At 55.8% G+C, this 13,222-nt stretch carries 17 protein-coding genes; 3 read left to right on the forward strand and 14 right to left on the reverse strand.

What is annotated here, in order from left to right; all coding sequences use genetic code 11:
• The first annotated feature begins 123 nt into the window (after positions 1-123).
• Entirely contained in the window at positions 124-1,065 is a 942-nt protein-coding gene (locus tag H6F75_RS09135) for a hypothetical protein (RefSeq protein WP_190751382.1), read from the forward strand.
• Here the strand turns inward: H6F75_RS09135 and H6F75_RS09140 are convergent, their stop codons facing one another.
• From H6F75_RS09140 to H6F75_RS09175, 8 genes are all read right to left on the reverse strand, one after another.
• Entirely contained in the window at positions 1,066-1,374 is a 309-nt protein-coding gene (locus tag H6F75_RS09140; protein ID WP_190751384.1) for a DUF3181 family protein, read from the reverse strand.
• Between the two features lie 16 nt (positions 1,375-1,390).
• Positions 1,391-1,675: a 2TM domain-containing protein gene (locus H6F75_RS09145; protein ID WP_190751387.1), complete on the reverse strand. Its 285-nt coding sequence runs from the start codon at positions 1,673-1,675 to the stop codon at positions 1,391-1,393.
• A gap of 30 nt (positions 1,676-1,705) precedes the next feature.
• Entirely contained in the window at positions 1,706-2,239 is a 534-nt protein-coding gene (locus H6F75_RS09150) for an RNA methyltransferase (protein WP_190751390.1), read from the reverse strand.
• A 192-nt stretch (positions 2,240-2,431) separates the two neighbouring features.
• On the reverse strand, positions 2,432-3,079 hold the full coding sequence (locus H6F75_RS09155; RefSeq protein WP_190751392.1) for a DUF3386 domain-containing protein: 648 nt from the start codon (positions 3,077-3,079) through the stop codon (positions 2,432-2,434).
• A gap of 451 nt (positions 3,080-3,530) precedes the next feature.
• Complete coding sequence (locus H6F75_RS09160; RefSeq protein WP_347710628.1) at positions 3,531-4,970, reverse strand: aspartate aminotransferase family protein; 1,440 nt, start codon at positions 4,968-4,970, stop codon at positions 3,531-3,533.
• 72 nt (positions 4,971-5,042) lie between these two features.
• On the reverse strand, positions 5,043-5,813 hold the full coding sequence (locus H6F75_RS09165; RefSeq protein ID WP_190751396.1) for an anti-sigma factor: 771 nt from the start codon (positions 5,811-5,813) through the stop codon (positions 5,043-5,045).
• Positions 5,814-5,817: 4 nt separating this feature from the next.
• Positions 5,818-6,399 (reverse strand): sigma-70 family RNA polymerase sigma factor, encoded by a 582-nt coding sequence (locus tag H6F75_RS09170; RefSeq protein ID WP_190751398.1) that lies wholly within the window; start codon positions 6,397-6,399, stop codon positions 5,818-5,820.
• Between the two features lie 159 nt (positions 6,400-6,558).
• The gene (locus H6F75_RS09175; RefSeq protein WP_190751400.1) at positions 6,559-7,218 is read right to left on the reverse strand and encodes a CHRD domain-containing protein; all 660 of its coding nucleotides are present in this window, start codon (positions 7,216-7,218) and stop codon (positions 6,559-6,561) included.
• Between the two features lie 227 nt (positions 7,219-7,445).
• On the opposite strand from H6F75_RS09175, the gene H6F75_RS09180 reads away from it, so the two are divergent.
• Together H6F75_RS09180 and H6F75_RS09185 are read left to right on the forward strand one after the other, a co-directional pair.
• A complete protein-coding gene (locus tag H6F75_RS09180) occupies positions 7,446-8,501 on the forward strand; it encodes a dipeptide epimerase (protein WP_190751402.1) in 1,056 nt (351 codons plus the stop codon).
• Positions 8,482-9,525 (forward strand): DUF1611 domain-containing protein, encoded by a 1,044-nt coding sequence (locus H6F75_RS09185; RefSeq protein ID WP_190751404.1) that lies wholly within the window; start codon positions 8,482-8,484, stop codon positions 9,523-9,525. Before H6F75_RS09180 ends, H6F75_RS09185 begins: the two co-directional genes overlap by 20 nt.
• A 6-nt stretch (positions 9,526-9,531) precedes the next feature.
• Here the strand turns inward: H6F75_RS09185 and infA are convergent, their stop codons facing one another.
• The 6 genes from infA to rplR all read right to left on the reverse strand — a co-directional run bounded on the left by infA (position 9,532) and on the right by rplR (position 13,220).
• Positions 9,532-9,756, reverse strand: coding sequence for a translation initiation factor IF-1 (gene infA / locus H6F75_RS09190; RefSeq protein WP_017297627.1), 225 nt, complete (start codon positions 9,754-9,756; stop codon positions 9,532-9,534).
• Positions 9,757-9,813: 57 nt separating this feature from the next.
• Positions 9,814-10,368 (reverse strand): adenylate kinase, encoded by a 555-nt coding sequence (locus tag H6F75_RS09195; RefSeq protein ID WP_190751406.1) that lies wholly within the window; start codon positions 10,366-10,368, stop codon positions 9,814-9,816.
• Entirely contained in the window at positions 10,368-11,681 is a 1,314-nt protein-coding gene (gene secY, locus H6F75_RS09200; protein ID WP_073609617.1) for a preprotein translocase subunit SecY, read from the reverse strand. Before secY ends, H6F75_RS09195 begins: the two co-directional genes overlap by 1 nt.
• 108 nt (positions 11,682-11,789) lie before the next feature.
• On the reverse strand, positions 11,790-12,236 hold the full coding sequence (gene rplO / locus H6F75_RS09205; protein ID WP_073609618.1) for a 50S ribosomal protein L15: 447 nt from the start codon (positions 12,234-12,236) through the stop codon (positions 11,790-11,792).
• Between the two features lie 36 nt (positions 12,237-12,272).
• Entirely contained in the window at positions 12,273-12,794 is a 522-nt protein-coding gene (rpsE, locus tag H6F75_RS09210; protein ID WP_073609619.1) for a 30S ribosomal protein S5, read from the reverse strand.
• 66 nt (positions 12,795-12,860) lie between these two features.
• On the reverse strand, positions 12,861-13,220 hold the full coding sequence (gene rplR, locus H6F75_RS09215; protein WP_190751408.1) for a 50S ribosomal protein L18: 360 nt from the start codon (positions 13,218-13,220) through the stop codon (positions 12,861-12,863).
• Positions 13,221-13,222: the final 2 nt, after the last annotated feature.

Genomic DNA, 13,222 nt, shown 5'->3' on the forward strand with positions numbered 1-13,222 from the left:
TACCACTCTTAACCATCTGGGGAGTTTCCAAGCGCAAATTTTGATCGACTACCATTGAGTAAAGATCCCATCTAGGTCAAAGACGCGTTTGGGCTTGGGCTAGCGATCATAGGAGTGCTGATTATGGACGGGTCACATCCCCAGGGCATGCTGAAGAGCGAGTTACTCAACCGCCTGGCCATTAACCTCGACACCGCCGAAGAGTTTGGACCCATTGCCGAGATTTGGGTCAATGGGCGCACTCACCAGGTCAAGGGCATTGGCTGTAGCGCTGGTGGCCTGTTGACCCGCCAAAGCCGTCGGTTCCTGTGGTCCCAGATTGGCTCCATCGGGCGCGATGGCGTGGTGGTGAAAGCCGGGGCGCGAATCGAGGCGATTGATGAGCACCTGCAAGACTGCCTGCCCCTGGGAGAGATCGAGCTGTGGTCAGACCACGGCGATCGCATTGGTCAGCTCACCGACTACCGCTTCGACCCCGCCACCGGCAACATCCTGCAATACCTGTTCGTTCCGACAGAAACTAGCCCATTGCCCGCTGGCCTCTACGCCCTGGCCCCAGTGGCCGTGATCAGCACCGGTCGCCGCCGCATGATGGCAGAGGACACCGCCCTGAGCGCTCCGGCCCTAATTCAGGGTGGGGTGCAGCCACCCCGGCAGCCCGCTCCAGCCCAGTCACCCTTCGATCGCATTCCCCTAGACAAAATGCCCGACCCTCGCCGCAGCTGGGATGCTGCCGTCAAGGGCACCCAAACCATGCGCGATCAGGTGAATGAACAATTTCAGGAAGGTCGCCACAAGCTGGGGGCCGAAGCCCAAGACCGCCGCCAAAAGCTTCAGGCCGAGGCTCAAGATAAGCTCGGTGGCCTGTTGGGCAATGTGAAAAAGCGCACCCGCAGCCTGCGCAACCAGCTGCGCGAAGCCGTCACCGACGCCACCGCCGGGCTGCCCTCTGGCCCCAACCTGCGCGACGACAAAACACCCACCATCGATGTGGATGCTATGGAGCTGTGGCCTGAGGACGATTTTCCGCCAGAGCGGCCCGGTCATCGCTCCGACAGGCGTTAACTACAGATCGCGCTGGTAATCGGCGATCGCCTCTAGCAAATCGGCCTTGCCCGTTGCTGGGATCAAATCGGCCAGGGTGACGGTTTTCTGCCCACCGCCAATAGCCACCGACGTGCTGGTCAAAATATCCGCTACGGCAGATTCGGTCACTTTACCGCCAGCGACCAGGGGGTAAAGCTTTTCGGCTAGGGGCGTGTGCAGTTTGGCATCGCCCAGATATAAGTGCCACTTGGCCACATCGAGATACACTTTGTCGCCAATGGTAGCGGCTAGAGACTCAATGGCGCGGGCGGTAGAGGCATCAGACATAGTTCGGGTTCTCCATCTAAGGCTCTGTGTTGGGGTCAGGGTCAGCCGTGGACGCTAGGGGCACAGGGGAGTAATCTGCGATCGCAAAAATATAGACAGCATTGGCTATCAAGATCGGTAACCAAGTCAGGGTTACCTTATTTGCCCAAGGCGCCCACTCAGGGTTAAGGGTATTAAAAAACCACAGCCCAGAGTTGACGGCAGTAAACGCCGCCACATGCACCGCAAAATTAATGCGGTCTTCTAGCTTGCGGTAGGCAGGGTCTTCTCGGGTGGGTTTACGGGGCCAACGGGGTGGCATAGGTCAAACATCACAATTACGCTACACCCTTCATTCTAAAGGCGTTGGGGCTAAAGGCGGGGGCGGCATTCCCCACTGGCCAATGTAGGCATGGATTGCCAAAGCCGCCGCTGTCTGCACATTGAGCGACTGCACCACGCCATACTGCGGAATCACTACCGCCTGGTCGCAGGCTGCCGCCACCGCTGCGGGAATGCCAGTCAGCTCGCGGCCCAACACCAGCACCATGCGTTGAGGAAAATGCATCTCAGGCAAGGGCGTAGCCTGGGGCTGAAGATCTAGGGCAATGGGGCTGTAGCCCTGCTGTCGCCGCGCCGCTAGCCACTGGGGCAACTGCTCCGCTGCACAGGCCACCACGGGCTGCCACTGGTGGGTTGCCACCGCGACTTGGCGAAACTTTCTATTTTGAGTTAGCGCTAACTCACCCAGCACCAGAGCCTCTAGGCGAAAGGCCTCGGCAGTGCGGCACAACATGCCCAAGTTCATGGGGTTTTCGACCAAAGAGGCGCACACCACCAAAGGGTGACGGGGCAAGTTTGGGTACTGAGTGCGAAACAGCGCCATAGAGTGGGTGAAGCCTGATTAGGAAGCCCAAAAGCCGAAGTTCAAGCTTATCAAGTACTTTTTTCAGTTTTTGCTCTTCTGTTTTCGTTCTTTCGCCGTAGACGACACACATGTCTGAAATACAAGGTCAATAGAAAACCCGTCCTGCCTAGACAGGACGGGTGAGGTGCCATCGCTAGATAGACGCAGCCCCTAGGCCGCGATCAGAGCGATGTTAGAAAACACAAATTCCTGCTTATCAGTATCGTCGTCAACACCGGTTTCGATGGAGCGGCGAGAGAGAATGTAGTAGCCACCAACCTCAGTGTATTCGTCTTCAAAATCGCTGAGGCCACCCTTTTGCTCGCCAGTCTTAGGGTCGTGGTAGACCGAGTCGTAGCGGTGCGATAGGTAGCCTGACCCGGTGTCGTGGCTGCTATAGGTGTGAATGGTCACTACGACGCCGTGGATGTGGCGGTGCACCATCGACACTTCATTGTTTTTGAGCTGGTAGCGATCGCCCTCGGATTTGCCACCCATCAAGATCTCTACCGACCCGTCGGCTAGGGTCTCGCCATAGCTAAAGGTGTTGTTGCCGTGGGTGTCTTCAAACTCGCGCCGCACGCGGTGAATCGAGACCTCAAACAGCTGACCGTGCACCATTTTTTGGGCCGCCTCATCGGCGATGCCGCTCACTTCAAGCTTGAGGTCGGCGCTAACCTTGACCTGGCCACTGTGAACCTGGTCATTGTGGGTAAACGTCACATCGGCGGTATAACCGGGGAACGCTGCATCCCAGGTGTAGCGATTTTCGTAGGCAGCGCGAAACAAGTCCCGTGCTGCAAGCTGAGTTCCAACCATTAAAAAATTCTCCCGATTCAGATTTGGTGCACAGACAGCGTCCGGCCGCTGTGCTGGAGCTTCTTTAGCATAGCGATTCTAGGCTCCCCTGGGCTTGGCCTGGTCCTAAGTAGTGGGCAGGGTCAGTCGTCAATTGCAAAGAAATGTATTAATGTATTGTGGTTTACAGTGCTAACGGGGTCGCCTCTTTAGGATAAGGAGCCCATAATTCATTCAGGCCTGTGCTGCCCCAGCAAAACTGCGGCAGATCGGTTGCTAGAAGCTCAATTTAGTTCCAGTTTTCCACAGGCTGCCCGCGAGCCTCAGTTTTAAGGCATTCGCTAAAAGGCCTGCACAGTCAGGGCTTTTAGGATCACCTGTTTTCGTAAATTGTAAAAGCTCTAAGTTATCCACAGCTTTTTGGCAGTCTGTGGATAACTTGTTTTGGGTAAATAGACGGGCGATCGCCCCCTCAACCCGCAGCGCTACCAGCGTACTGATCGACAGCCTCAAACAGCTTACTCACCTCAGCCACCGTAGTGAATGGGTTGAGCAGCACCGCCTTCAACCATCGCTGCCCTCGAAAGTTAGGCACCGACAAAAAGATTTGGTGCTGCTTCAGCAAATAGTCCTGCAAGCTAGCGTTCCAGGCATCCCACTGAGCCGGCGGCAGCGCGGGAGGGCAGCCGCGAAAGCAGATTAGATTCATCTCAGGCTCGCTCGCTAGTTCCAGGTAGGGCCGCTGGCGCACCTGGGTGACAAAGTGATGGCTCAGGGCATAGCTAGCCTCAATCAGTTCAGCGCAGCCTGCCTGGCCTAGATGCTGGAGCGTGAGCCACAGTTTAAGCACGTCGGCATGGCGGGTTCCCTGCACCGTCAGCTCCCCTAGATTTACCCAGTCAGGCTCAGTATTCATGTAGGGTGCCGGCACTCGAAAGTGACTGTGCAGCAATCCCAAATCGCGAAATAGCACTGAGGCGCAGGTCTTAGTGACATACAGCCATTTTTGGGGGTTAAATGTCACGGAATCAGCCTGTTCAATGCCCGTCAGCCGAGGGCGGTGCTGAGGCGAAAAGGCAATCGCCCCACCGTAGGCCGCATCCACATGGAACCAGAGCCCGTGGGTTTGAGCAATGCGGGCAATTTCGGGCAGTGGGTCAATGTTGCCGGTGACGGTGGTGCCCGCCGTGCCCACCACTGCAAAGGGCCGCTGCCCCCGGGCGATCGCACCCTGAATTTTCTCTTCTAAGGCATTCGCGTCCATCTGAGCATTGGCGTTCGCAGGTACCAGCACCACCCCCTCCAGCCCCAGCCCCAACACCATTGCCGCCTTTTGAATCGAGGTGTGAGCCATCTCCGAGGCTAAGATCACTGGTGGTGGCCCCCCAGCGAGCCCTTTCTGTAAACAGTCCAGTTTGACGTTGCGAGCTACGGTGAGCGCCTGCAAGTTGGCCAGGCTGCCGCCGCTGGCCAGCAGCCCCCCCGCCCGCTCCCCCAGCCCAAACAGCTGGGCCAATTCGGCCAGCAGCAGTGGCTCTAGGCGCGATAGAGCGGGCGACATCTCTACACTCAGCATGTTGTTGTTCAGGGCGGCGGCCGCCCAGTCGCCCACAATGGAAGCGGTGCTGGGCAAGGGGTCCATGTGGCCCATATAGCCGGGGTGAGCCGGGTTCATCGACTGGGCCATCAGGTCGCCCAGGGATGCCAGCAGGGGAGCGATCGCCGTGGGCTGAGCTGGAATACCGCCAAACTCAACATCCTTGATCGAGGGCAGAGGGTCGTGGCTACCCGCCCCTGTGGAGTAGTCAAGGATTTGCTCGACCACCGTCTGCAAAATCGCTGCGATGGCCGCTCGGTTGTGGCCCTGGGGATCAATAAACGCGGTAGCAGGCAAAACCGATGGAGCCAACACACACCTCTCGTAGGATCTATGGCTCAATTATCTCGCCAATGCTCTATCCCATGCCAGAGAAACCTAGGGTTTCTACAGGGGCTGAATCAGCAGGGGGGGCGACAGGTGAGCCTGGGGAGCAGTGGCACTCTCTTTGGTAATGGCCACAGCTCGCACCAGATCGCGATCGCGGCGGTACACAGGCGGCAGATCAATCGGTTGCGACACCTGACCCTGCTCATCCACGGTGAACACGGTGGTGAGAATGGCGTTTTTTTGATCCACGGTGGCGGTGGCATTGGGATCTACCACCGTCCACAGCACGTAAACAGTGCCGGGCTCCAGGGCAGGCAGGTTCTCCACCATGAGGGAGCCCGCTAGGGTATTGGGGTTGATCACCACCTGAGCTTGCCCTGACGAAGTATCACCCCCAGGAGAACCTAGGGCAATGGTCAAGGTTTCGTCCTCGGGCTGACTGGCGCGCTCAAGCTGTAGCGTGCGCCAAAGCATCAGGTTGCTTAAACTAAGGCCAGCAATTAGCGCCGCTGCCGCTGCCCCCCAAAGACTTCCCCAGCGCCGAGGTCGCAGCCCCAGAGTCGAAACCGGGGCACTCACTGCTTCAGCCCCATCAACCAGCTGGGCAGCGGTCTGTAGCAGAGCTGTCCTCAAATGCGCAGGCGGGCTGACGGGATCACCGTCGTAGGCTATTTCCAATGCCTGCTGAAGCTGGTCAATATCCTGCTGTAGATCGGGGTTGGCCGCCAGCAGCTCTGCCAGGGCAATCGACTCTTCGGGGCTGAGGTCGTAGAGGACATAGCCCGCCAGCAGCTGCTGCAATTGTTCTGATGAAATTGACCTAGTCATAGTGCTAGTTACCCCAATGCTCTTGGAGAATTTGTCGCAGCCTCAGCAGACCTCGACGAGAATGAGTTTTGACGGTGCCCAAGGGGGTATTGAGCTGTTCGGCAATGGTGGCCTGGGATAGCCCTTCGTAATAAGCCAGGCGCAAAATCTCTTGCTGACTCTCAGAGAGCTGGGCCAGAGCAGTCTGGATGTCTTGGGCACGCTCGGCTTGGGCTAAGGCTTGCTCAGGGGTATGGGCTGGAGACGTCATGTCAATAGACTGAATACGTTCCACCGCAGCCCGAGCCACCTGACGCGATCGCAGGCGGTCAATGGCGCGCGATCGCGTCAGTATGGCCAAGAACGTGCGCAACGAGCCTCGCCGGGGGTCATAGGCCGTCGACGGTAGCTTGACAAAAATATCTTGGGTCAGGTCTTCGGCTTCCTGGGTGTGGCCTAGCACTTTGAGAGCGATACCGTAGACCAGTCCACCGTGGCGATCGTACAGAGGCCCAAGGGCGTCAGTCTGCCCCGTCTTTAAAGCTAACCAAAGGTCTGCATCCGTGGGCGATTCAGTTTCAGTCGAGGTTAGTCGATCAAAATCCATATATATCGGATGCTCAGACACCAGACCCGTCATGTAACTGAAGGATCGTACCGCAATCATCGCTTTCTACAATGCCATGCTTCGGGTCTGCTGCCATTCCGTTAGGTGGGGCTGGCGTTCAGCCACCACCCAACAGGATATAGAGTACGTAGCGTTCGCCTAAACAGGCATTAAAACGCCCCGTAGTTCGCCAGCGCGGTAGCGAGTGGTGTGGAAGTCGATATACAGCATGCCGTTTTGCAGCGCCTGAAGCTGTTCAGGGGTAAGGGTGTAGTCGCCCATGGCGCTGCCCCCACGACCATTGGCATTCATAGTTACATCTAGGGCGTACTGAAATGGCCCATTTTCGCTAGCGCTACCGCGGTGGACGTGGAACGCCGAGGTGATGTTGGGGTTGGGCGGATCGAGCGGATCGGTGGCATAGTCGCGCGGGGCACTGCTCAGCTCTCGAAAGCTGCCGCGCACCACCAAGCGATTGCCGGACAGGGCAGCCCCAACCACTCCACGAGCCTCGGTTTTAGCCGCTTTGGGAACGATATTCTGACCGTTAAGCATGGCTATATAGGTAACGATGGGCGCATCGAAGCCCTGAGCTAGTAGGGGAGCCGTAGCCGCCGCTAGGTTTGCGTCAATCTGTTCTCCTAGGGCAAAGGTGTCACTGGGGGCACCAGACCAAGGAGTTGCTGACACGGTCATAGGGGTTGCCAACGGCGACTGAGCCATCACCCGACCCAGCATGGGGGAGTACAGTACTGTTACAAACAGGCAGGTAGCTAAGGCAATTAAGCTATTGCGCCAATGCTTTCGTTCTCTCAACATGATGCTTCATTCCATTCAACAAACGGCTAAAAGTCTCTTTGGTGAAGACTCATACCCGGTACGCAGCCCTCTACAAATTGGATGCGGTAGCATTGCATGAAAACTCAGCTAGCCGAACAATCAGTGGCGCGACAGCTGGACTGATGGCAGCCCCGTAAGAGCATTACCCTGCTTCAGCGTTGACCTGCGGCGCTGCCATCTACTGCCCCCAAGCTAGCTACCCCTGTATGGAAATCACCTATCAGCCGTTTACTGTTCACAAACGTGTACCGCTCACCATCAGTCGCGGCACCACGGCTCAGTCAACCAACCTCTGGCTAAAGCTCAGCGCTGAAGGCGTAGAAGGCTGGGGGGAAGCGGCTCCGTTTTCCATTGGCACTCACCAGCAAACGTTGGCCACCTTGCAGGCAGAGATAGTTCGCTTGCAGACGACCATATCGTCTTTCCATCCGTTAGAACGGCAGGCTATGGAGGCCGCTATTGCCGAATTATCTCTCCACTCAGCCACCCGCGCCGCACTCGACGTAGCGCTGTGGGACTGGTGCGGCAAGTGGGTTGGGCAGCCCATTTGGCGACTGCTGGGGCTAGACTTAGGGCGCATTCAGCCAACGTCAGTTACCGTGGGCATTTCATCACCCGAGGCGGCCCAGCAGCGATCGCAGGATTGGCTACAGCAAACCTCCGCCCATGCCCTTAAGGTGAAGCTTGGTAGTCCCCACGGTATCGCAGCGGATCAAGCCATGTTTCAGGCCGTCTATGACAATATTCCCACCGCCGTCAGCCTCAGCGTTGATGCCAACGGCGGCTGGAGTCTGGAGGAAGCCAAGCAAATGGCGGATTGGCTGAGCGATCGCCGCGTTACTCACCTAGAGCAACCCCTACCCGTCAGCCAGGATGCCGACTTGGTCAAGCTCAAGCGGGACTCACCGCTGCCAATCTTCGTGGATGAGAGCTGCTTCAACAGTTTAGATATTCCTCGCCTAGCAGATTTAGTCGATGGCATTAACATTAAGTTGATGAAAGCTGGGGGGCTGACCGAGGCCCTACGGATGATTCACACCGCGCGGGCCTGCGGCCTTCAGGTAATGTTCGGTTGCTATTCCGACAGCAGCTTAGCGAATGGGGCTATGGCTCAGCTCTCACCCTTAGCCGACTATCTCGACCTCGACAGCCACCTCAACCTGCGGGACGACCCCTTCAGTGGCCTTACCCTAGCTGACGGACGCCTACTCCCCTCCACCAATCCTGGACTTGGACTTAGCTATGCACCTCAAGCCCAATAGTCGCATTGCCCTACTCATGCACGAGGGCACCCAAAGCACCATGGGCAAGACGGGTCTGGCCCTGCTGCGCTTTAGCCAATCGCCGATTGTGGCGGTGATTGATTACCAGGCGGCGGGGCGATCGCTCCACGACCTCACCGGCATCGATAAGCCCATCCCCGTTGTCAAATCGCTCACCGAGGCTCTGACTTATACCCCAGATGTGCTGGCGATTGGCATCGCCCCCTCCGGTGGTAAGCTGCCCGACGCTTGGTTTCAAGAAATTGAGCAGGCGGTCCAGGCAGGACTGAGTATCGTCAATGGCCTCCATACCCCAATGGCCAAACACCCGGCACTCCAGCCCTGGCTAAGAGACTATCAGTGGATTTGGGACGTACGCCAGGAACCGGAAGGCCTGACTGTGGGGAGCGGGCAAGCCAGTCAGCTAACCTGCAAGCGCATTCTGACTATAGGTACCGATATGTCCGTGGGCAAAATGTCGGCAACCCTAGAGCTGCACCGCGCCTGCCTCCAGCGCGGGTTGCGCTCTAAAGTGATTGCCACGGGCCAAACCAACCTCATGTTGGGGGACGACGGCGTGCCGCTAGATGCCATTCGGGTCGATTACGCGTCAGGAGCCGTTGAACAGCAGCTTATGCGCCATGGCCCTCATTACGACTTCGTCTTTGTGGAAGGGCAGGGATCGCTACTCAACCCGGCCTCGACCGCTACACTGCCTCTGCTGCGAGGCACCCAACCCACCCATCTGGTGCTGGTACACCGAGCTGGGCAGAGCCACATCCACAATTTTCCCCAAGTAAAAATCCCAGATTTACCCGGCGTAATCGCCCTTTATGAACAGGTCACAACAGCGGCAGGGGCATTTTACCCGGCTAAGGTAGTCGCGATCGCCCTTAACACGGGTCACCTAACCGCAGCTGCTGCTGAGGAGGCCATTCAGTCGGTCGAAGCCCAAACAAAACTTCCCTGTGCAGACATCTTCCGCACAGGGGCCGACAAACTATTAGCACCCATCTTGGCCTAGTCCAGGCTACTTCTTGCGAAGACGATAGGTAATACGCCCCTTGGTGAGGTCGTAGGGGGTAAGCTCTACCTTGACGCGATCGCCTGGCAAAATCTTGATGTAATTACGACGAATCTTCCCAGAAATGTGGGCTAATACGTTAAATCCATTATCCAAATCAACCCGAAACATCGCGTTCGGCAACGATTCAGTAATGGTGCCCTCCATTTCAATTAGGTCTTGCTTAGACAAGCTGAACTCTCCCTCAGTACACAATCAACAGGCTGAACTCTAGCATAACCCCAGCAACTACTCGATCACTAGGCGCTTTAGGTCAGCATGAACTACGTCCATGGTTTGATTACCATCCACCGACACCAACTGTTGGCGGCTGCGATAGAAATCAATTAGCGGCTCCGTTTGTTCACGGTACACCTGAAGCCGATTGAGAATCACGGACTCCTCATCGTCGTCACGCCCCCGCTGCAGCAGACGGGCAACAATCACATCGTCCTCAACATCCAAGTTAACTACAAAGTCAACGGGCTGTTCAATTTGATCAAGCAGCTTCTGCAAAAACTCAGCCTGGGGCACATTGCGTGGAAAACCGTCCAGCAGCCAACCTGCTTGGGTATCATCCTGACCCAACCGCTCCTGAATTAAATCCAGTATGAGCTCATCAGGCACCAATTCCCCAGCGCTCATGTACTGCTCTGCTTTTTGACCCAGCTCGCTACCCGCCGCTACCGCCGACCGTAGAATATCTCCAGTAGAAATATGAGGAACCTCACAGTCCTTGGCCAGCAGCAAAGCCTGGGTACCCTTGCCCGCCCCCGGCGGACCTAAAAAAATAAGTCGAGTCACTACTGCTTCACCATCCCTTCGTAGCGTTGGGAAATTACGTAGGTCTGAATTTGCTTGGCAGTGTCAATAGCAACACCCACCAGAATCAGCAGAGAAGTAGCTCCGAACCCCCTGAAAGTTTGTACTCGAGTCAAACTCTCTACAGCACTGGGGACAACCGCTACCATACCCAAAAAAACAGCGCCCAGAAAAGTTAACCGATTGAGAATGCGGCTGATGTACTCAGTGGTCGCCTTACCAGGGCGAATGCCAGGGATACTGGCTCCCATCTTCTTCAGGTTGCGCGATACATCATCTGGGTTCATCACCAAAGATGAATAGAAGTAGCTAAAGAAGAGGATCAAAACGAGGTACAGCGAAACATAGAACAGAGAAGTTGGGTTCAGGTAGTTATTCACAAACTGACTGAATCCAGGATTGGTAATGTACTGGGTCAACGAAATTGGCAGCACCAGCACTGCGGAGGCGAAAATAATGGGCATAACGCCGCCCTGGTTAAGTCGCAGAGGCAAGTAGTTGCTCTGCTCTAAATAAAGCTTGCGACCTACCTGGCGACGAGCAGAAATAATGGGAATGCGGCGAGTCCCTTCCTGCACAAAAACAATTCCTACAATCATTGCCAGAAAGGCAAGCATAAGAATGATAATGCCGCCCACCAGGCCGCGATCGCCACTCTGCGCCAACTCAATCGTTTGACCTAACGACCGAGGAAGAGTAGAAACAATGTTTAGAAAGATCAGTAGTGAAGCACCGTTGCCAATACCACGCTCAGTGATTAACTCACCTACCCACATCACAAACATTGACCCGGCTGTCAGGGCAATTACCGTCTGGGCCACAAATGCAGGACCAGGAACTTCCGCAAATTGATAGAGCAAGAAGGACGCCAGCAAAGTACTCTGCAAAATTGCCCAGCCCAAAGCCACGTAGCGAGTAATTTGGGAGATCTTGCGACGGCCAGCTTCCCCTTCATTCTTTTGCAGATCTTCCAGCTGAGGCAGAGCCGCCGTTAACAGCTGCATAATAATCGAAGCGTTGATGAAAGGCAGGATCCCCAGAGCAAAGATACCTAGAGCGGACAGACCGCCCCCGACAAAGATATCTAAGAAGCCTACAAAGCCAGCTAAACTGCCCGACTGAATAGAAGCACCAAAAGCTTGGCGATCAATACCTGGTACCGGAATAAAAATCCCTAGTCTCACTAATACCAGAAGCCCTAAAGTCACCAGCAAACGGCTTCGCAGGCCAGCGGCCTGGGCCATTTGCATAAATGTCTCCTGCGCGCTTGGATTTTTACCCCGACTTACGACCATGCATGTACCTCAGGCCTACGTTTAGCAATACATTGACGGCAATAAGTAACCGCAGAATCTACGGTTACAGTCCCTGACTTTAGTCTAAGGGATGAGCGAGACATCCCGCTATGCGACAACTTCCCATGTACCGCCAGCCTGCTCAATTTTCTCCTTGGCAGACTGGGTAAAAGCCGCCGCTCTAACGTTTAGAGCCACACCAATTTCACCATGACCCAGCACCTTCAAAGGACCGTCATTGGTGGTCAATATGCCCGCCTCAAGCAGCGACTCAAGCGATACATCAGTCCCTGCTGCCAGGTCAGACAGCCCTTTAACGTTGATAATGGTGTACTCCTTCTGATTGACCAGAGGGAAGTGCTTGAGCTTAGGGATGCGGCGGTAGAGGGGCATTTGGCCACCCTCAAAGCCAGGTCGGGTACCGCTACCCGAACGAGACTTTTGTCCTCGCATACCAAAGCCACAGCTCGCGCCTTGGCCGGCAGAAATACCGCGACCGACGCGGCGACGGCGGCGCTTAGAGCCGACTTGTGGTTGTGCGTCGTTGATTCTCATGGCTGAGGAAAATAAAAACAGCGATACCGAAATGGATTAAATGTACAGGCTTTCAACCGGGATATCCCGTTCTTCAGCTACGTCAGCGAAGGTGCGTAGAGAAGCTAGAGCGTCCGCCGCAGCTCGAGCATTATTGAGGGGGTTGTTAGAGCCTAGTTGCTTGGCTAAGACATTCCGTACCCCAGCTAATTCAAGCACCGTGCGTACGGCACCACCAGCAATTACCCCAGTACCAGGGGCAGCAGGGCGCATAAATACCTTGGCACCACCGCCAATCCCATTAGAGGGATGAGGAATGGAATAAGAGCGAGTCAAAGGCACATCTACCAGGTGCTTTTTGCCATCGGCTACACCCTTCTTTACAGCGCCAATGACATCGCCTGCCTTACCAACGCCAACGCCGACCTGGCCTTTCTCATTGCCGACAACCACAATGGCACGGAAGCTAAGTTTTTTACCTCCCTTCACCACCTTGGTCACACGACGGATTTGGACAACGCGTTCCTGCCAGTCGGTTTTCTTTTCTTTAGTACGCGCTTCTTTGCGACGGTTTGCCATGCCTTTCCCCAGCCTTGTTTACATCAAGCAAAATTAGGTGCTTTCTATCCAGTAATCACGCTTGGCCTACAGGCTCAAGCCTGCTTCACGGGCTGCCTCAGCCAGAGCCGCTACTCGTCCGTGATATAACTTGCCGCCTCGGTCAAAAACCACTTGCGTAATACCAGCCTTTAGGGCACGCTCAGCCACTAGTTTGCCAACTACAGCAGCTGAGTCTTGAGTAGCTCCCGTCTCATCCTTCAAAACATCAGGCTCAACGGTTGAGGCAGCCACTAGAGTATGGTGAGCTGTATCGTCAATAATCTGAGCGTAAATATGCTGGTTTGAGCGAAATACGGCCAACCGAGGCCGCTCAGAGGTGCCAAACACGCGGCGACGGATGCGGACGTGACGGCGACGGGTTAATTCTTTACGACTTGCTTTCATGG

This window comes from Nodosilinea sp. FACHB-131, from assembly GCF_014695395.1.
Lineage (GTDB): Bacteria > Cyanobacteriota > Cyanobacteriia > Phormidesmidales > Phormidesmidaceae > Nodosilinea.